The sequence below is a fragment of the Pseudofrankia inefficax genome (assembly GCF_000166135.1).
Classification (GTDB): Bacteria; Actinomycetota; Actinomycetes; order Frankiales; family Frankiaceae; genus Pseudofrankia; species Pseudofrankia inefficax.
This window is the reverse complement of record NC_014666.1, coordinates 5,167,690-5,188,206: the sequence shown is the minus strand read 5'-3', so window position 1 is coordinate 5,188,206 and position 20,517 is coordinate 5,167,690. Positions and strand designations below refer to the sequence as shown.

The following is a 20,517-nucleotide window of genomic DNA, read 5'->3' as shown; positions in this document are numbered from 1 at the left end:
CTCCGCTGTCCGACGAGCTGTCCGTCATCTCCGGTCCGCCCTCAGTCCTCGATGCCCGTGGCACTGCCCGCCCCGTCAAGGTCGAGCGCGAGCCTGATCAGTTCGTCCGCGTTCATGTCGTCGATCCGTGCCCCGTCGACCTCGGGTTCCCGCCGCTCCGGCCCGTCCCGGCCCGCCAGCCGCAGCAGCTCCTCGACCAGACCGGCCTCGCGCAGCAGGTGCGGCGGGATCGCCGCCAGCGCCGAGCGGATCGCGTCGTCCGACAGATCCGGCCGGTCCCCGGCGCCGGTCCGGGAGGGCGGGCCGCCGTTCCCGTTGCCGGCGGTCGCACCCGCCCCGGCGGGGACGGGTAGCTGGGAGACGAGGAAGTCCGCGAGCTCGCTCGGCGTCGGGTGGTCGAAGGCGACCGTGGCCGGCAACGCGAGGCCGGTGGCACCGGCGAGGCGGTTACGCAGCTCGACCGCCATCAGGGAGTCGAATCCGAGGTCCCGGAATGGCAGCGCCGGCGCCACGGCCTGGGTGGCGGGACTACCGGTGACCGCCGCGAGCTGAGTGGCGACCAGGCGAAGCACCTGGACCCGGCGCTCGGCCGGCGGCAGCGCCGCCATCCGCTCGACCAGCCCGTCCCGCCGGTCGGCGGGTGGTGGTGCCACCGCGATCGACGATCGGACGAGATCCCGCAGCAGACCGGTCGCGGCCGCCTCGCCGCGCATCCCGTCCGGGTCGAGGCGCGCGGGCATCAGCAGGGTCTGGCCGGCCGCCGACGCCGTGTCGAAGAGCGAGAGCGCCTGGTCCGGCTCCATCGCCACGAGTCCGGCCCGGCGCATCCTGGCCCGGTCCGCGTCGGTCAGGTTCCCGGTCATGCCGCTCGCCGGTCCCCACAGCCCCCAGGCCAGGGACGTCGCCGGCAGGCCCTGGGAGCGCCGGTGCTGGGCGAGCGCGTCGAGGAACGTGTTGGCCGCCGCGTAGGCCGCCTGGCCGGCACCGCCCAGGAGGCCGGAGGCCGAGGAGAACACCACGAACGCCGCCAGGCCGAGATCCCTCGTCACCTCGTGCAGGTGCCACGCCGCGTCGGCCTTGGGCCGCAGCACCGCGTCCAGGTGGCCGTCCGTCGTGGCCGTCAGGATCGCGTCGTCCAGCGCCCCGGCCGTGTGCACGACGGCGGTCAACGGGTGGGCCTGGTGCACCTCGGTGACGAGGGCGGCCAGGGCGGCCCGGTCGCTGACGTCACAGGCGGCCACCCGAACCTCCGCGCCGAGGCCGGTCAACGCGTGGGCCAGCTCGGCGGCTCCCGGGGCGTCGGCGCCCCGGCGGCTGACGAGGACGAGGTGCCGTGCGCCGTGCCGCTCGACGAGGTGGCGGGCCAGCAGCGCGCCGAGGGTTCCGGTGCCGCCGGTCACGAGCACCGCGCCGGCCGCCCACGCGGAGAGGGCCGAACCGTCGGTTCCGCTACCAGCCGGGAGCGTCGGGTCGATGGACGGCTCCTCGCCTGGCTCGGACAGTGGCAGCCGGGCGAGCCTCGGAACGTAGGCCTGCCCGTCGCGCACGGCGACCTGCGGCTCCCGCCCGGTGGGCGCGGCGGCGACGACCGCCGCCAGCAGCCCCGGGGCGCTCGGCGCCGGCCGGGCGGCCTCGGCCGCGCCCGCGGACTCGGTGCCCATGGACTCGGTGCCCATGGACTCGGTGCCCATGGACTCGGTGCCGATGGACCCGGTGCCCGCGGCCTGGGCGCCGTCGACGTCGCGGAGCCGGGGTGGCAGGTCGACCAGGGTGAACCGGCCCGGATGCTCGGTCTGGGCGCTGCGCAGCAGCCCCCAGACCGGGGCGTGGGCGAGGTCCGGCACCTTGTCGTCCGGGAGGACGGCGAGTGCCCCCTCGGTCACGATGACCAGGTGCGATCCGGCGACCGCCGGCTCGGCCAGCCAGGCCTGGACGACCTGGAGGACCTCCGCGGTCACCGCCCGGACCGTCGCCGGGAACTCCGGGGCGCCGGCCGAGGCCTCCGGCGATCCGGACGGGCCGGAGATCGGGCCCCCGGGTCCGAGCGGGACAGGCGGAAGGAACAGTACGGCGCGCTCGGGTGGTGCCAGGCCGGCCCTGACCCGCGCCAGCAGCGCGGTGAGGTCCTCGGCGGGCGCGGCCGCGTCGTCCGCCCAGCCCGCCGGCGGCCTGCCCAGCACGGCCGCGCCGGCGAGCCGGGCCGGGCCGTCGGCGAGCGGCAGCGCCTTCCACTCCAGGTGGAACAGCGACTGATGACGGGCCGCGAGAGCACCGCGCAACTGCTGCGCCGAGATCGGCAGCATGACGACCGACTCGACGGTCGCCACCGGCCGGCCGTCCTCGTCGGCGACCGTCACCGCGGTCCCGCCCGAGCCGGCGGGCGCCAGCCGGACCCGCAGGGACGTCGCGCCCCGGCCGTGAATGCTCACGCCCTTCCAGGTGAACGGAATGCGGGGGCGCTCGGTGTCCTGGTCGCGGTCGGCCGTCAGCGGCGTCAGACTCCGGCCGCTGAGGTCGAGATCGAGGGCGTGCATGGTCGAGTCGAACAGCGCGGGCTGCAGGTCGAACGCGCCCGCCAGGGCCCGCGGGTCATCGGCGAGCCGGGCGTGGGCGTAGACGTCGTCGCCGCTCTGCCAGGCCCGCCGCAGACCACGGAACACGGGTCCCCACTGGTAGAGACCGCGGTCGAAGTGCCGGTCGTAGAAGACCTCGGTCGGCAGTTCGGTGGCGCCGGCCGGCGGCCAGCCGGTCGGCTCGCGCAGCGCGTGCGCCGGCGAGTCGGCGCCGTCCCACTCCGCGTCGTCCCACCCGGACGCCAGCCGGCTGAGCACGCCGTGGGCGAGCGGAATCCAGGGGGCGTCCTCGGGCCGGCCCGTCCCGGCCGCCCGGCAGCGCAGCGCCAGCGTGCGCCGGTCGTCGTCGTCGCCGGCTCCGAGTCGGAGCTGCAGGCCGACGACCTGGTCGTCCCCGAGCACCAGGGGGGACTCGTGGGTCAGCTCGTCGATGCGGCGGCAGCCCACCAGGCGTCCGGCCCACGCCGCGAGCTCGACGAAGGTGACCCCGGGCACGACGACCCTGCCGAGGACCACGTGGTCGGCGAGCCACGGCTGCGAGCGGACCGACAGCTCGCCGGTGAACAGCACGCCGCCGTCGTCAAGCTCGATCATCCGGTTGACGAGCGGGTGGTCGACGGCGCTGGATCCGGTTTCCGCCCGGGGGCGGACCGCGGCCGGGGCCAGCCAGAACCGCTGCCGGTCGAAGCGGTACGTCGGCAGCTCCAGCGGCGGCGCCGCTGACGGGCCCGGCAGCTGGTCGGTCCAGTCGACGGGCCTGCCGTTGACCTGCAGGGCTGCCAGCGCCGCCGTGAAGGCCTCGGGCTCGGCGTGCTCGGCCCGGCTGGTCGAGACGGCGAGCACCGGCTCGTCGCCGGATGGCGCCTGCGGCCCCGGCGCGTCGGCGGGAACGGTCTGAAGCACCAGGGCCGACAGCACCGTGTCCGGTCCGAGCTCGACGAACGCGGTGACACCGGCGGCGCGCATCGTGCGCACCGCGTCGTGGAACCGAACCGTCCCGCGGGCGTGCTCGACCCAGTAGCGCGGGTCGGTGAGCCGGGTGGCGGTCGCCCCGGTGAGCGTCGACACGACCGGCACCGCGGGCTCGCGGTAGGTCAGGGCCGCCGCGACGGCGCCGAAGTCGGCGAGCACGCCGTCCATGTGCGCCGAGTGGAAGGCGTGCGAGACGGCGAGGCGCTGCGTCTTGCGGCCGCGCCCGGCCCAGTGGGCCGCCACTCGCTCCACCGCAGGGGCGTCGCCGGCGATCACCACGGCGGCCGGCGCGTTGACGGCGGCGATGTCGACGCGGCCCGGGCCGCCGCCGTCGCCCGCGAGCTCGGCGCCGGCGGCCTCGGCCAGGCTCTCCTGGACCTCGGACTCGCTGGCTTGCAGCGCGACCATCGCCCCGTCGGCGCGGGCCGCCTGCATCAGCCGGCCGCGGGCGGCGACCAGGCGGGCGGCGTCCGGCAGCGTCAGGACACCCGCGAGGTGCGCCGCGGTGATCTCGCCGATCGAGTGGCCGGCCAGCTGGTCGGCGGTGACGCCATGGTGTTCGAGCAGCCGGTACATGGCGGTGCCGAACGCGAAGAGGGCTGGCTGGGTGTACTCGGTCCGGCCGAGCAGGCCGGCCGCTTCGGAGCCCGGCCGCGCCCACATCACCTCGCGCAGCGGGTGTTCGAGGTGCGGGTCGAGGTGGGCGCACGCCGCGTCGAACGCGTCCGCGAACACCGGGAACGCCTGGTACAGCTCACGACCCATGCCTGGGCGCTGGCTGCCCTGCCCGGTGAACACGTACGCGGTCGCCCCGGCCGCGGCCCGCGCGTCGCCGACGGCCGTGCGGGGATCTTCCTCGCCGTTGGCCAGGCGATCGAGCTCGGCCAGCCGGTCCTCGAAGGTCTCGCCGCGCACCGCCGCCCGCAACCGGAACGGGTGCCGAGTGGTGAGCAGCGCCCGCGCGACCTCCCCGGTCGGCGCCGGGTGCGTCCGCAGGTGGTCGGCCAATGCCGCTGCCTGGGCTCGCAGCGCCGCCGAGGACTGGGCGCTGACCAGCCACGGCGCCGCCGGCCGCGGGTCCGGCTCCTGGCCGGGCACGCCCTCGGAGTCAGCGGGGATGCCCGGTTCGAGGTGCTGCTCCAGGACGAGGTGGGCGTTGGTGCCGCTGATCCCGAACGCCGACACCGCGGCCCGGCGGGGCCGCCCGGTGGCGGGCCAGGGCGTCGCCTCGGCGAGCAGCGCGACGGTGCCGGCGGACCAGTCGACATGCGGCGTCGGCTCACCGGCGTGCAGCGAAGCCGGCAGCACGCCGTGCCGCATCGCCTCCGTCATCTTGATGATGCCGGCGACCCCGGCCGCCGCCTGGGTGTGGCCGATGTTCGACTTGACCGAGCCGAGCAGCAGCGGCCGGTCCGCGCCACGGCCCTCGCCGTAGGTGGCGACGAGCGCGCGGGCCTCGATGGGGTCGCCGAGTACGGTGCCGGTGCCGTGCGCCTCCACCGCGTCCACGTCGCCCGGGGCGAGACCGGCGTTGGCGAGGGCCTGTCGGATCAGTCGCTCCTGGGCGGGGCCGTTGGGAGCGGTGAGCCCGTTGCTGGCGCCGTCGGAGTTCACCGCCGAGCCACGCACGACCGACAGCACGCGGTGGTTGTTGCGCCGGGCGTCGGACAGGCGTTCGAGCAGGAGCAGGCCGGCGCCCTCGCCCCAGCTCGTGCCGTCGGCCGAGCTCGCGAACGGCTTGCACCGGCCGTCGGGCGCGAGCCCGCGCTGCCGGCTGAACTCGACGAATCCGCCCGGCGCGGCCATCACCGTCACCCCGCCGGCCAGGGCGAGCGAGCACTCGCCCGCCCGCAGCGACTGGCTGGCCAGGTGGACCGCGACGAGCGACGAGGAGCAGGCCGTGTCGATGGTCATCGCGGGGCCGGTCAGGCCCAGGGTGTAGGAGATCCGGCCGGACGTGACGCTCGTGGCGCCGCCGGTGACCCGGAAGCCCTCGACCCCGGCCCCGTGCGTGGTGGCCGCGACGCCCATGGGGACGTCAGCCGCGAGGTCGGTCCCGCCCCCGGGCGTCATGCCGCCGCCGTAGTCCTGTGCCCAGGTGCCCGCGAAGACGCCGGTCGACTCGCCGCGCAGCGAGCCCGGGTCGATGCCGGCCCGTTCCAGCGTCTCCCAGGCGAGCTCGAGCAGCAGCCGCTGCTGCGGGTCGATCGCCAGCGCCTCACGCGGGCTGATGCCGAAGAAGGCCGGGTCGAAGTCGCCGGCGTCCCGCAGGAACCCGCCCCGGCTGGTGTAGGAGGTGCCGGGATGATCCGGGTCGGGATGGAAGAGGTGGTCGAGGTCCCAGCCCCGGTCGGCGGGGAAGTCCGAGGTGGCGTCGGTGCCGGTGGCGACCAGCCGCCACAGCTCCTCGGGGGACGTGACGCCGCCGGGGTACCGGCAGGCCATGCCGATCACGGCGATCGGTTCGTCGGCCGCCAGAACGCGGGTCACCGCCTGGCTGTCCGCGGCGTCGACGGTGGGCCCGGGCGCGTCGGCGGCGATCAGCTCGCCCAGATGGCCGGCCAGCGCCGCCGGGGTCGGATGGTCGTAGGCCGCCGTCGTGCTCAGCGCGAGGCCCGTGGCATCGGCGAGGCGGTTGCGCAGCTCGACCGACATCAGCGAGTCGAACCCGAGGTCCTTGAAGGCCCGGTCGACGGTCGCTTCGCGGCCACCGGCCTCGCCGCCGGCCGCGAGCCTGCCGCTGACGGCGCTGGCGTGCGCGACGACCAGCTGGCGCAGCTGGTCGTCGCGCCGCTGCGCCGGGAGCGCCCGGAGGCGCTCCAGCGCCTCGACAGCCGCCCCGCTCGTCGCGTCGCTGCCGGGCCCGTCGCCGCGATGGTCCGCCCGGTGCCCGGCCGGATGGCCGGCTGACGCCGGGCCGCCTGCCGGGTGGCCGCCTGCCGCGAGGCCGTCGAACAGCGGCCGCGGGCGGGCCGCGGTGAACGCCGGCAGGAAACGCGCCCAGTCGATGTCGGCGACGACGACGCACGGCTCGCCGCTGTCGACCGCCTGCCGCAACGCGTCGAGGGCCAGCTCGGGGGCCATCGCGCCGATTCCGTGGTGGCGGACGCGCTCGCCCGTCTCGCCGTGCGCCCCCATGCCGGCGCCGTCCCACAGTCCCCAGGCGATCGAGGTCGCCGTCCGGCCGTCGGCGCGCCGGGCCAGCGCGACCGCGTCGAGGTGCGCGTTGGCGGCCGCGTAGCCGGCCTGGCCGCCGCTGCCCCACACTCCGGCGATGGACGAGAACAGCACGAACGCGTCCAGCGGCTGGTCGCCCAGCACCTCGTCCAGAACCGACGCCGCCGTCGCCTTCGCGCTCACCTCGGCCAGCTCGGCCGCCGTCAGGTCGGTCACCGGACCCCACTGCGCCACCCCGGCCGTGTGCACGACCGCGCTGATCGGCCCAAGGTCTCGTTGGACCCCCGCGACCAGGCCGGCGAGCGCGGCCCGGTCGGCGAGGTCGCAGGCCGCGACCGTCACCTCGGCGCCCAACGCGGCGATCTCCTGGCGCAACGCGTCGGCGCCAGGGGCGGCGGGCCCGCGCCGGCTGACGAGAACGAGGTGGCTGGCGCCGGCCGCGGCCAGCCATCGGCTGACCTGCGCGCCTAGACCGCCGGTCCCGCCCGTCACCAGAACGGTTCCGCGCGGCCGCCAGCCGTCCGTCGTCCCGGGCTCGGCGGCGGGAGCGGCGACAGGCGCCGCCGCGCGTACGACGCGCCGGACGTACAGGCCGGCGGCGCGCGGCGCGACCTGATCCTCACCCCGCGCCCCGGTGAGCGCCAGCGCGATGTTCCGCCGCGCCCGCGAGGTGTTACCGCCGGCCTCGGTGCCACTGCCGGGCAGGTCGACGAGCCCACCCCAGCGGCGCGGCAGCTCCAGCCCGACGACGCGGCCAAGGCCCCAGACCTGCGCCTGCGCCGGACTGGCGACCCGCTCGAACCTGCCGACGCTGACGGCTCCCGCCGTGAGGAGCCACAACGGCGCCGCCAGCCCGACGTCCGCCAGGGCCTGTACCAGTGCGAGGCTCGCCTCGGTCGCGGGGAACCGTCCGTCAGTGCCCGCCGGCGCCCCGAGCGCGAGCGCGGACAGCACCCCCCGGATCGCGCGGCCGTCCCCGTCGCCCGACTCGGCCAGCGCCGAACGGATGTCGGCGGCCAGGCCAGCCCGGTCGGCATCCTGACCTCGGCTCGCCACCACCCGGCGAACCGTTCCGCCGTGTTCGGCGAGGGCCCGCTCGACCTGCGCGACGTGGGCGGAGACCACCGGGCCGTCCGTGGACTCCTCGTCGGCCGGGTCGTCCCGCGTGACCAGCAGCCAGTCGCCCGCGACATCCGGCTCGCCGAGGTCGCCGGCCGGCTGCCACTCGACCGAGTAGCGCCACGAGGCGACGGTCGTCGCCCGGCGGTCCCGAGACCGCCACGCGGCGAGGGCGGGCACCAGCAGGTCCACCGCCTCGCGCGGCGGCGGTTCGCCGGCGCCGAGTCGCAGCTCGGCCGCCACGGTCGCGAAATCGTTGCGTTCCACGGCGTCCCACAGCCGGGTCTCGCCGGACGACGGCGCTGAGGCCGTGGCCGCCTCGTCCGTGCTGGCCCGCGAGCCGGCGGAACGCGCGTCCGGGTCCGGGCCCAGCCAGTACCGGCGCCGTTCGAACGGATAGGTCGGCAGCGCGACCCGGCGGACCTGCGGCGGCCTGACGATCGCTGGCCAGTCGACCGCCGTTCCCCTGGTGTGCAGCACCGCGAGCGCGCTGAGGTAGGCCGTGACCTCGTCGCGGTCGGGACGCAGCGCCGCGGCCACCGCGGTCGGGCCGGTGGCACCGGTCGCGCTGGCCAGCGTCTCGTGGACGGCGGAGGCCAGGCTCGGTCGCGGACCGAGCTCCAGGTACGTGGTGACGTCGGACGCGCGCAGGGTCCGCACGGCGTCGGCGAACAGGACGGCGTGCCGTGCCTGGTCGGCCCAGCGCCGGGGGTCCGCGAGCTCGCCGCCCGAGGCGGTCCGGCCGGTCAGCGTCGACACGAGCGGCACCGCCGGAGCGTGGAAGTCCAGCGAGGCGGCGACCTCGGCCAGCTCGTCCAGCGCGCCGTCGACCAACGGGGAGTGAAAGGCGTGGCTGACGTCCAGCGGACGGGTGCGCCGGCCCCGCTCGGCCCAGCCGGCGGCCACCCGGGCGACCGCCCCAGCCTGCCCGGACACGACGGTCGCCCCCGGCGTGTTCACCGCCGCGACCGCGACCGAGTCGCCATACCCGGCCAGCGACTCCCGCACCTGCTCGACGTCGGCCTCGATCGCGACCATCGCGCCCGGCGGCGTCGCCTGCATGACACGGCCGCGGGCCGCGACCAGACGCGCGCCGTCGGCAAGACCGAGCACGCCCGCGGCCTGCGCGGCGGCCAGCTCGCCGACCGAGTGGCCGGCCACGTAGTCGGGCGTCACGCCGTGGTGTGCCAGCAGCCGGTGCAGCGCGACGCCGAGCGCGAACAGCGCGGGCTGGGTGAACACGGTCTGGCCGAGGTCGGCCCTGGCCGCGGGGTCGTCGGCCGCCCAGACGACATCACGCAACGGCCGGGGCAGGTACGGGTCCAGGTGCGCGCAGACCTCGTCGAACGCCGTCGCGAAGGCCGGGAACGCCCGGTAGAGGCCGCGACCGGCGCCCAGGCGCTGGCTTCCCTGGCCGCTGAACAGGAACGCGGTCCGCCCGGGCGCCGCCGCGTTCCCGACGACCAGGTCGGTGGCCGGCCCACCGGCGGCGAGGGCGTCGAGCTGGGCGTGCAGCGCCGCGAGGTCATGGCCGAGCAGGGCGGCGCGGTGGTCCAGCCGCGCGCGGCCGGTGGCCAGCGCGAACGCCACGTCGGCGGGGCGCACCGCCATCCCCGTCCCCGTCGTCGCCGCGCGCAGCGCCCGCGCCTGGGCGCGCAGCGCCGTGTCGGTCCGGGCGGACAGCAGCCAGACCGCTGGCGCGCCGGGTGTGGGGCCCTCGTCCGGGCCGTCGGAGGACCCGACGGACACGGCACCGCCGCTGACCTCGGGGGCCTGTTCGAGGATGAGGTGGGCGTTGGTGCCGCTGATGCCGAAGGAGGAGACGGCGGCGCGGCGGGGCCGGTGCTGGTCGGGCCAGGGGGTGGTTGCGGTGAGGAGCTGGACCTGTCCCGCCGTCCAGTCGACGTGGGGTGTCGATGCGTCGACGTGCAGTGTTCTGGGGAGGGTGGCGTGGCGCAGGGCCATGGTCATTTTGATGACGCCGGCGACGCCGGCTGCTGCCTGGCTGTGGCCGATGTTGGATTTGATGGAGCCGAGGTAGAGGGGTTGGTCGGTGGGTCGTTGGCCGTAGGTGGCGAGGAGTGCTTGGGCTTCGATGGGGTCGCCGAGGGTGGTGCCGGTGCCGTGGGCCTCTACGGCGTCGACGTCGGGCGCCGAGAGCCCTGCCTGGGCGAGTGCCTGGCGGATGACCCGTTGTTGCGAGGGTCCGTTGGGGGCGGTCAGTCCGCTCGCGGCACCGTCGGAGTTCACCGCGCTGCCGCGCAGCAGCGCGAGGACCGGATGACCGGCGGCCTGGGCGTCGGAGAGCCGTTCGAGCAGGAGCAGCCCGGCGCCGTCGGCGAAGCCGGTGCCGTCCGCGCCCGCGGCGAATGCCTTGCAGCGCCCGTCGGGGGACAGGCCGCGCTGCCGGCTGAACTCGACGAAGACCTCGGGCGTCGCGATCACCGTGACGCCACCGGCGAGCGCCAGGTCGCACTCGCCGCTGCGCAGTGACTGCGCGGCGAGGTGGATGGCCACCAGCGACGAGGAGCAGGCCGTGTCGACGGTGACCGCCGGGCCCTCAAGGCCGAAGGTGTACGCCACCCGGCCCGACGCCACGCTCGTCGTCCCGCCCGTGAGCAGGTAGCCCTCGGGGCGCAGGGCGTCGGGCGCCTGGCCGCCGTAACCCTGGGCGATCACGCCAGCGAAGACCCCCGTCTGGCTGCCGCGCAGGCCGGTCGGATCGACGCCGGCGTTCTCCAGCGTCTCCCACGCCAGTTCGAGCAGCAGCCGCTGCTGCGGGTCGGTCGCCAGCGCCTCCCGCGGGCTGATGCCGAAGAACTCGGCGTCGAAGCGGTCGGCGTCGTAGACGAAGCCACCGGTGCGGGCGTAGGAGGTGCCCGGGTGGTCGGGAGCGGGGTGGTACAGGTCGCGGTCCCAGCCTCGGTCGAGGGGAAACTCGTCGATCGCGTCCACCTCGCCGCGCACCAGGTCCCAGAGCTGGTCGGCGGAGGCGACACCCCCCGGGTAGCGGCAGGCCATGGCGACGATCGCGATCGGGTCGTCCTCGGTGTCCGCCGCGGGGCGCCCGGCCAGGCGCCGGCCTCGTGAGGCGACCGGCACGGCTCGGTCGTCCAGCCCCGCCGGGCCGGCGGCCGCGTCATCGGAGACCGCCTCGTCCGTGGCCTCGAACATGCGCGACAGCAGATGACCGGCCAGGTCGCCGAGGGTGGGGTGGTCGAACACCAGCGTCGTCGGCAGGCGCAGTCCCGTGCTGGCGCCCAGCCGGTTGCGCAGCTCGACGGCGGTCAGCGAGTCGAAACCCAGCTCCTTGAAGCCGCGGCCGCGCTCGCCGCGGGCGGAGAGCTGGCGGCCGAGCACCACCCCCGCCTGCGCGCTGAGCAGGCCTAGGAGATGGTCGTGCCGCGCGCCCGCCGGCAGCGCGGCCAGCTGACGCGGCCAGTCGGCGCCGGGCTGACCGGCCCCCGCCTCGGCCCCCCCGGCGGCGGGCGAGGTGCGGGCCGGCGCCACCGCTCGGACGGGCGGCCGGACAAGCTCGCGGAACGTTCCCGGAACCTCGTCCGACGACACGCGGGCGCGGGACCGGACGGCGGCCAGGTCGAGGGCGGCTGTCAGCCGCACCGGCTCGGCTCCGGCCAGCGCGGCGTCGAACAGCGCCAGAGCCCGTGCCGTCGACAGCGGAGCAAGCCCCGTCTGCCGCAGCCGGGTGACGTCCCGGCCGGCGAGATGCCCCGTCATCCCGCTCGCCGCCGCCCACAGCCCCCAGACCATCGACGTCGCGGGCAGCCCGTGGGCGTGGCGGTGCAGCGCGAGCGCGTCGAGGTAGCTGTTCGCGGCGCTGTAGTTGGCCTGGCCCGCCGACCCGAGCACGCCGGTCGCCGAGGAGAACAGCACGAAGTCGCTGAGGTCCAGCCCGGCGGTCAGGCGGTGCAGCTGCCAGGCCGCGTCGGCCTTCGCGCGGAAGACCGAGGCGAGCTGGTCGGGCGTGAGCGCCGCGACCGTGGCGTCGTCGAGGAGACCGGCCGCGTGAACCACCATGGTGAGCGGGTGGTCTGGCGCGACCGCGGCCAGTACCTGCGTGGTGGCCTGGAGGTCACCGAGGTCGGCGGCGACCACGGTGGTGGTCGCGCCGAGCGCGCGCAGCTCGTCGGCGAGGTCGGCGGCTCCCGGCGCGTCGGGACCGCGTCGGCTGACCAGGAGTAGCTGGCGTGCCCCGTGCGCGGTCACGAGATGCCGGGCCACCTGGGCGCCCAGTGTGCCGGTTCCGCCGGTGATCAAGATCGTGCCGGATGGGTCGAGCGGTGTGGGAACCGTGAGGACGACCTTGCCCACGTGACGAGCCTGCTGCAGCTGACGGAACGCGGCCGGGGCGTCGCGGACGTCCCAGGAGGTGACCGGCGGCGGGCTCAGCACCCCGCGCTCGAACAGCGGCACCAGCTCGCGGATCATCGCCGCGATCCGCTCCGCCGGCACCGTCAGCAGGTCGAACGGCAGGTAGTCGACGCCCGGATGACCGGCGGCGACCTCGGCGGGGTCGCGGCGGTCGGTCTTGCCGAGCTCGACGAACCGGCCTCCGCGTGGGAGCAGCCGCAGCGAGGCGTCGGTGTGCGCGCCGGCCAGCGAGTGCAGGACGACGTCCATCCCCTCGCCCGCCGTCGCGTCGAGGAACTGCCGTTCGAACTCCAGCGTGCGGGAGTCGGCGAGGTGGGTGCCGTCGAGGCCGGCCTCGCGCAGGCCGGCGTGCTTCGGCCGGCTCGCCGTGGCGAACACCTCCGCGCCCAGCTGACGGGCGAGCTGCACGGCCGCGCTTCCGACACCGCCGGCCGCGGCGTGCACCAGCACTCGCTGCCCCGCCCGCAGGCCGGCCAGGTCCACGAGCCCGTAGTAGGCGGTGAGGTAGATGACGGGGACCGCCGCCGCCTCGCGGAACGTCCAGCCGTCCGGGATCCGGAACAGCAGCCGCTGGTCGGTCACTCCGGACGGGCCGAAGGCCTCCGGGACCAGCCCGGTCACCCGGTCGCCGGGGGCGAACGCCTCGACCCGCGAACCGACGGCCGTCACCACGCCGGCGGCCTCGGACCCGAGGACAGCCGGATCGGGATAGGCCCCGAGGGCGATCAGGACGTCGCGGAAGTTCAGGCCCGCCGCCCGCACGGCGATGCGGACCTCGTCCGGCTCCAGACCGTCCGGCCTCAGGTCGGCCGTCTCCGGGGCGCCCGTCTCCAGGTCTTCCGGCTTGTCGGCCTGAGGAGTGGTTCGCGTCGACGCTGGCGCCGCGTTCAGGGCCAGACCGGCCAGGGTGCCTTCGTCCGACGCCGTCAGCCGCCAGCTCACCGCACCCGGTGGCACCACCAGCGAGTCTCGGGACCGAGTCCGCAGCCGCGCATGGTGAGTCCGGCCCTCGCGGAGGGCGACCTGGTACTCCCGCTCACGCAGCGCCGCCGAGACGGCGGCCGGCATCGCGTCGAGCGAGGCGGCCGTGCCGTCCACGTCGAGCAGGACAACCCGGTCGGGATGCTCCAGCTGAGCCGACCGGACCAGGCCCCACACGGAGGCCTGCGCGGGGTCGACCGGTTCGTCGCCGGCTGGCCGCGCGCCGGTCGGGTCGACCCGCACCGCGCCCCGGGTCACCACGACCAGGTCGCCGGCCACCAGCCGCTCGTCGGCGAGCCAGTCGCGCAACAGGCGCAACGCGGCCGAGGTCGCCGCCTGGGCTGCTTCGGCGCTGGCCGGCTCGGGGTCGGAAGGCCGGCTCCCTGCCGAGTCGCTGAGGTCGGCGATGACGACGGTCGGTGCCGCCGCGCCGGAGTCCAGCGCGGAACGAAGGTCGGCCAGGTCCTGGTATCTCGCCGGCACCGAGAGAGGAAGACGCCCGCCCAGCACGGCCCAGCTGTCTGTCGCGGTCGTGGCGGGTTCGGCCCGCGCCGCGGCCGGCGACCATCCCAGGGCGAACTGGTCGTCGCCGCCGGGTCGTGACAGGGCCGAGCTCGCGGTCGGACGGAACGCCACCGAGTCGATCGTCGCGATCGGCGCGCCGTCGAGGGCGCGGAGCTCGACGCGGAACGTCGTCGGCCCGGTGGCCGTGAGCAGGACGTAGGCCTCCGTCGGGCCGGTGGCGTACAGGCGGACGCCGTTCAGCGAGAAGGGCAGGAGGAGCTCGTCGGCCGCTGTGTCGTGCCTCAGCTCGTACCAGGCCAGCAGGACCGGGTGGAGGGCCGCGTCGAGGAGCGCGGGGTGGAGGGTGTGCCCGGCGGTGGTGAGGGTGTCGGGGAGTCGGATGTGGGCGTGGTGGGTGGTCCGGCTTGGGTCGGTCCAGAGCTGGTGGAGGTTCTGGAACGTCGGGCCGTAGTGGTAGCCGGCGGCGTCGAGCTGCTGGTAGGCGTGGGTGAGGTCGTGGGTCTGGGTGTTGGGGGGTGGCCAGGTTTGGTCGGGGTTTGGCGGTGGGGTCTGGCTGCTGTTGGTGAGGGTGGCGGTGGCGTGGTGGGTCCAGGGCTGAGCGCTGTCGGTGGGCCGGCTGTGAATGGTGAGGGTGGGTGGGCCGGTGGGGGTGTGGGTGAGGTGGAGGTCGATGGGCTGGTCGGTGGGGAGCGGGGTGTGGAGGGTGAGGTCTTCGATGTGGTGTGGGGTGTTCTGGAGGGCGTGGAGGGTGAGGTCGAGGTAGGCGGTGGCGGGGAGGATGGGGTTTCCGGCGATGGTGTGGTCGGTGAGCCAGGGGTGGTCTGCGGGGTCGAGGTGGCCGGTGTGGTGGTGGGTGCCGTCGGGGTGCTCGGTGGTGTGGGTGATCCAGGGATGGCTGTCGGGGTTGACCTGGCTGGTGGCGGGTGGGGGGTTGAGCCAGTAGCGCTGGCGCTGGAAGGGGTAGGTAGGGAGGTCCGGTGCTGGGTTGGTTTCGGCTGACCGCCAGTGGGTGGGCAGGCCGTGGGTCCAGGCGGTGGTGAGGGCTGTCAGATGGTCGGTGGGGGTGTCGTGGTCGCGTCGCAGGGTGTGGAGGACGACGGGGTCGGGGGTGGTTGGGGTGTTGGTGTCGAGGGTGTCGTGTAGTGCGGTGGTGAGGGTGGGGTGTGGGCTGATTTCGATCCAGTGGGTGTGGCCGTCTTGTTGGGTGTTGGTAATGGTTTCGGTGAGGTGGACGGGGTGGCGGAGATTGTCAAACCAGTACTCGGGGGTGAGGTCGCTCGGGTCGACGACCTGGGTGGTGCGGGTGGAGTAGAAGCGTGGGTTGCCGTCGGCGATGGGACTAGGGGTGAGGCCTGCGAGTTGGGTGAGGAGTTCTTCTCGGAGGGGTTCGATGGCGGGGGTGTGGCTGGCGTAGTCGACGTCGATGAGGCGGGCTCGGATGCCTTGTTGCTGGTAGTGGGCTAGGGCTTTGTGGAGTGGTTCGGTCGGTCCGGCGAGGACGGTGTTGGTGGGGCTGTTGTGCGCGGCGATGTGCAGCCCGTCGGGGATGTCGTCGGGGGTGAGGGTGTGGGGGATGGTGAGCATGCCGCCGGTGCCGGCGAGTTGGCGTAGGAGGTGTGCGCGGGTGGTGATGAGGTGGGCGCCTTGGTCGAGGGTGAGGATTCCTGCGGTGACTGCGGCGGCGATTTCGCCTTGGCTGTGTCCGACGACTGCGGCGGGTGTTACGCCGTGTTGGCGCCACCAGGTGGTGAGGGCGATCATGACGGCCCAGAGGGCGGGTTGGACGACGTCGACCCGGTCGAAGCCTGGATCGTGGCCGTCGAGGAGCGTGGCGGGGTTCCAGTCGACGTAGGGCGCGAGTGCCGTGGTCGCTTCTTCCAATGCCTGGTGAAAGACCGGGTCGGCTGTGGCGAGGCCGGCGGCCATGCCTGGCCATTGGGAGCCCTGGCCCGGGTAGACGAACACCACGCGAGGGCTGGTCAGCCGGCTGCTGTGCGCGACGGTCAGTTGGGTGGCTGGCTGGTCCTCGGCGAGTGCCCGCAGGCCGGCGAGGAGGTCTGGCTGGTGGGTGCCGGTGATCGCGGCGCGGTGCGCGAAGGCACTGCGGCGATGCAGGGTGGTGGCCACGGCGGACGGGGTCGCGTCCGCCCGGTCGGTGAGGGCCGCGTGTAGCTGGGCGGCCTGTTCGCGCAGCCCGGCGGGGGTCTTGGCGGACAGGACCCAGGACGTCGGGGTATTCGGTGGGGCCGCGACCTCGACGTGCGCGGTGCTGTCCGTGAGGGGTGCCTGTTCGAGGATGAGGTGGGCGTTGGTGCCGCTGATGCCGAAGGAGGACACGGCGGCGCGCCGCGGTCGGTGCCGGTCGGGCCAGGGCATCGAGTCGGTCAGGAGCTCCACCTGCCCGGTGGCCCAGTCGACGTGCGGGGTGGGCGCGTCGACGTGCAGCGTTCGGGGGAGGGTGGCGTGGCGTAGTGCCATGACCATCTTGATGACGCCGGCGACGCCGGCCGCTGCCTGGCTGTGGCCGATGTTCGACTTGATCGAGCCGAGGAACAGCGGCTGGTCGTCAGATCGGTGCTGGCCATAGGTCGCCAGCAGCGCGTCGGCCTCGATGGGGTCGCCGAGGGTCGTGCCGGTGCCGTGGGCCTCGACGGCGTCGACGTCGGCCGGCGTGAGCCGCGCGTTCGCGAGCGCCTGGCGGATCAGCCGTTGCTGGGAGAGGCCGTTGGGGGCGGTGAGGCCGTTGGAGGCGCCGTCCTGGTTGACGGCGGAGCCGCGTAGCACGGCGAGGATCCGGTGGCCGTTCGCGCGGGCGTCCGACAGGCGTTCCAGCAGCAGCAGGCCCGCGCCCTCCGACCAGGCCGTGCCGTCCGCCCCGGCGGCGAACGACTTCACCCGGCCGTCCGCGGCCAGGCCACCCTGGCGGGCGAACTCCAGAAAGATGCCGGGCGAGGCCATGACGGTCACCCCACCGGCCAGCGCCTGGGTGCATTCCCCGTTGCGCAGCGCCTGGGCGGCCAGGTGAATGGCGACCAGCGATGACGAACACGCGGTGTCGACGGTCAGCGCCGGTCCTTCGAGGCCAAAGGTGTACGCCACCCGGCCGGACGCCACGCTCGCCGCGTTCCCGGTGAGAAGATAGCCGCGCTGCTCACCCGCCGACTCCCGCAGTCGGGGCCCGTATTCCTGCGACATCGCGCCGACGAACACCCCGATACGGCGGCCCCGCAGGCCGGTCGGATCCAGACCGGCCCGTTCGAGCGTCTCCCACGCGGTCTCGAGCAGCACGCGCTGCTGCGGTTCCATTCCGGCGGCTTCCCGGGCGTTGATTCCGAAGAAGTCGCTGTCGAACTGGTCGGCGGTGGCGAGGAATCCGCCGCGCAGCGGGACCGCGGTTCCCGGCTCCGTCCCGCCGAATTCCGCTCCGATGAGTTCGTCGATATTCCAGCCCCGGTTGTCCGGGAAGTCGGACGTCGCGTCCCGCTCGGCTGTGACGAGCCGCCACAGGTCGTCGGGCGACTCCACGCCGCCCGGGTACCGGCAGCTCATGGCGACGATGGCGATCGGCTCGTCGGAGCCGCCCGTCGTCTCGGCGCGGTCCGCGTCCGGAGTATCGCCGGCGATCTCCGCGTCGAGCAGCGCGACGACGGCCGCGCACGTCGGCCGCTCGTACACCAGGCCGGTCGGCAGCGGCAGGCCGGTCGAGGCGGCCAGGTGGTTGCGCAGCTCGAGGGCCATCGTCGAGTCGAAGCCGAGGTCCTTGAAGGTGCGGGACTCGTCGATCGTGGCCGGGTCGGAGACTCCCAGGACGGCTGCCGCGCCCGTGCGGACCAGGTTGGCGAGCGCCGCGGCGCGCGGTCCGTCGGGAAGCGCCGCGAAGGCACCGAGCGCGCCGGCCGGCTCCCGGCCAGGCTGACCCGTCGAGCCCGGCGTGCCCCCGGTTTCGGGTGCGGCCGCTGCGCCCGGCTGGATCGCGGTGGCGGGCTGAGTCGCGGTACTGGACCCGGCGCCCGGGCCGTCCAGCGAGGGGGCCGGCTGGCTCTGCCGCCGCGCTACCCAATGGGGCTCGCGCTGGAACGGGTAGGTCGGCAGGTCGAGAGCTGGGTTGGCCTCGGTTCGTCGCCAGTGTGCGGGGAGGCCGTGGGTCCAGGCGTTCGCGAGGACTGCCAAATGGTGGGCCGGGGTGTCGTGGTCGCGTCGCAGGGTGTGCAGGACTACCGGGTCGGGGCTGGTGGTGTCTGGGGTGTCTGGGGTGTCGGGGGTGTGGAGGGTGTCGTGGAGGGGGGTGGTGAGGGTGGGGTGTGGGCTGATTTCGATCCAGTGGGTGTGGCCGTCGTTTCTGGTGTTGGTGATGGTTTGGGTGAGGCGGACGGGGTGGCGGAGGTTGTCGTACCAGTAGTCGGGGGTGAGGTCGCTGGGAGTGAGGATCTGGGTGGTGCGGGTGGAGTAGAAGCGTGGGGCGCCTTCGCTGGTGGGGTTTGGGGTGAGGCTCGCGAGTTGGGTGAGTAGGTCGTCGTGGAGGGGTTCGATGGCGGGGGTGTGGCTGGCGTAGGTGACGTCGATGAGGCGTGCGCGGATGCCTTGTCGCTGGTAGTCGGCGAGGGCCTGGTGGAGTGGTTCGACGGGTCCGGCGAGAACGGTGTGGGTGGGGCTGTTGTAGGCGGCGATGTGCAGGCCGTCGGGGATGGTGTGGGGGGTGTGGGGGATGGCGAGCATGCCGCCGGTGCCGGCGAGTCGGCGTAGGAGGGTGGCGCGGGTGGTGATGAGTCGGGCGCCTTGGTCGAGGGTGAGGATTCCGGCGGTGGTGGCGGCGGCGATTTCGCCTTGGCTGTGGCCGACGACGGCGTCGGGCACAATGCCGTGTGCGCGCCACCAGGTGGTGAGGGCGATCATGACGGCCCAGAGGGCGGGTTGAACGACGTCGACCCGATCGAAGCCGGGGTCGTCGCCGGTTAGTAGTACGGCGGGGTCCCAGTCGACGTAGGGCGCTAGCGCCGCGGTGGCTCCTTCGAACGCCTGGGCAAAGACCGGGTCGGCCGCGGCCAGACCGGCGGCCATGCCTGGCCACTGCGATCCCTGGCCCGGGTAGACGAACACGACCCGTGGCGCGTCGGCTGACAGGGCAGCCTTGCCGGTGGCCAGGTGGGGAGCCGGCAGACCGTGAGCCAGCGCGTCGAGCGCGCCTACCAGAGTGTCCCGGTCGTCGCCGGTCACTGCCGCCCGGTAAGGAAAGACGGTGCGACGCTCCAACGCCGCGGCCACCCGGGCGGGGCTGCTCGCGGCCGCGTCCCGTCCGGACACCGCGGCACCCAGGCGGGCGGCCTGCTGCGCCAGCGCCGCCGGCGTCCGCGCCGAAAGCAGCCACGCGACCGCCGGCCGGTCGTCAACCTCGCCCTCCTCGCCGGCCGGTGCCGGCCCGGCACCGCCCGCCGGGCCGGGATGGGCCTCCGGCGCCTGCTCAAGCACGAGGTGGACGTTGGTGCCGCCCATGCCGAACGACGAGACTCCCGCGAGCAGCGGGCCGCCGTTCGCGGGCCAGTCGGTCAGCGCCGTGTTGACTCGCAGGCGGTACTCGTCCAGTGGAACCGCCGGGTTGGGCCGCTCGAAGTGCAGACTCGCCGGGACGCGGCGGCGGTCCAGGCTCAGCAACGTCTTCACGAGCCCGACGACGCCCGCCGCCGCCTCCAGATGACCGACGTTCGTCTTCGCCGAGCCGACCAGCAGCGCGTCTCCGGCCGGCCGCGCGGCTCCGAGGGTGGCGCCGAGCGCGGCCGCCTCGATGGGATCGCCGACCCTGGTGCCGGTGCCGTGAAGCTCGACGTACTGCACGGCGCCCGGGTCGACCCGGGCGTGCCGGTAGGCGAGCCGGAGGACCTCCTCCTGCGCCTCCCGGTCGGGAACGGTGAGCCCGTCCGAGCCGCCATCGTTGTTGATCGCCCCGCCGCGCACCAGGCCGTGGATCCGCAGGCCGTCCGCGCGGGCCCTGGACAGCGGCGCCAGCACGACGACGGCGCCGCCCTCGCCCCGGACGTAGCCGTTCGCGCGGGCGTCGAACGTGTGGCACCGGCCATCCGGCGACAGACCGCCGAACCTGATGGCGGCGACGACGTTCTCGACGGCGAGGTTCAGGTTGACGCCACCGGCCAGGGCGAAGGCCGACTCGCCCCGGCGGATGCTCTCGCATGCGAGGTGGACCGAGGCCAGCGACGACGACTGCCCACTGTCGACGGTCAGGCTCGGCCCGCGCAGCCCCAGGACGTAGGAGACCCGGTTGGCGATCAGGCTCCGGTGCAGTCCGGTCATGGAGTGCGAGGTGAGGTCGTCCGCGCCGTTGCGGTGCACCACCGTCGCGTAGTCGTCCCCGATCGCGCCGACGTACACGCCGGTTCGGCTCCCGCGCAGCTGCCCGGGAAGGACTCCGGCGTTCTCGAGCGCCTCCCAGGACAGCTCCAGCGCCAGCCGCTGCCGCGGGTCCGTCATCGCGGCCTCGCGGGGCGACATCCCGAAGAAGTCGGCGTCGAACTCGTCCACCCGGTCGAGGAAGCCACCCCGGCGGTACGGTTCAGGAACGCCTTCCCAGCGGCCGGGTGGTGCCTCGGTGACGGCGTCGCCGCCATTTTCCAGAAGGCGCCAGAAAGCGTCGAGATCAGCGGCGCCCGGCAGCCGGCACGACATTCCGACGACCGCAATTGGTTCGGTCTCCGCCGTCGTTTCTGTTGCAGCGCGCCGCGACTCACCCATCGCTCTATTCACCGACCCTGCCCAAGGTTTCCCGGAA

Annotated in this window: 1 protein-coding gene; it reads right to left on the bottom strand. The window is 74.7% G+C overall.

Annotated elements, in window-relative coordinates:
* Window positions 1-41: 41 nt before the first annotated feature.
* Window positions 42-20,480, bottom strand: coding sequence for a type I polyketide synthase (locus tag FRAEUI1C_RS41180; protein ID WP_071587957.1), 20,439 nt, complete (start codon window positions 20,478-20,480; stop codon window positions 42-44).
* Window positions 20,481-20,517 lie beyond the last annotated feature (37 nt).

Coding starts and splice junctions, on each gene's coding strand:
- FRAEUI1C_RS41180 (WP_071587957.1), bottom strand. CDS start 20,480: ATGGGTGAGTCGCGGCGCGCTGCAACAGAAACGACGGCGGAGACCGAA.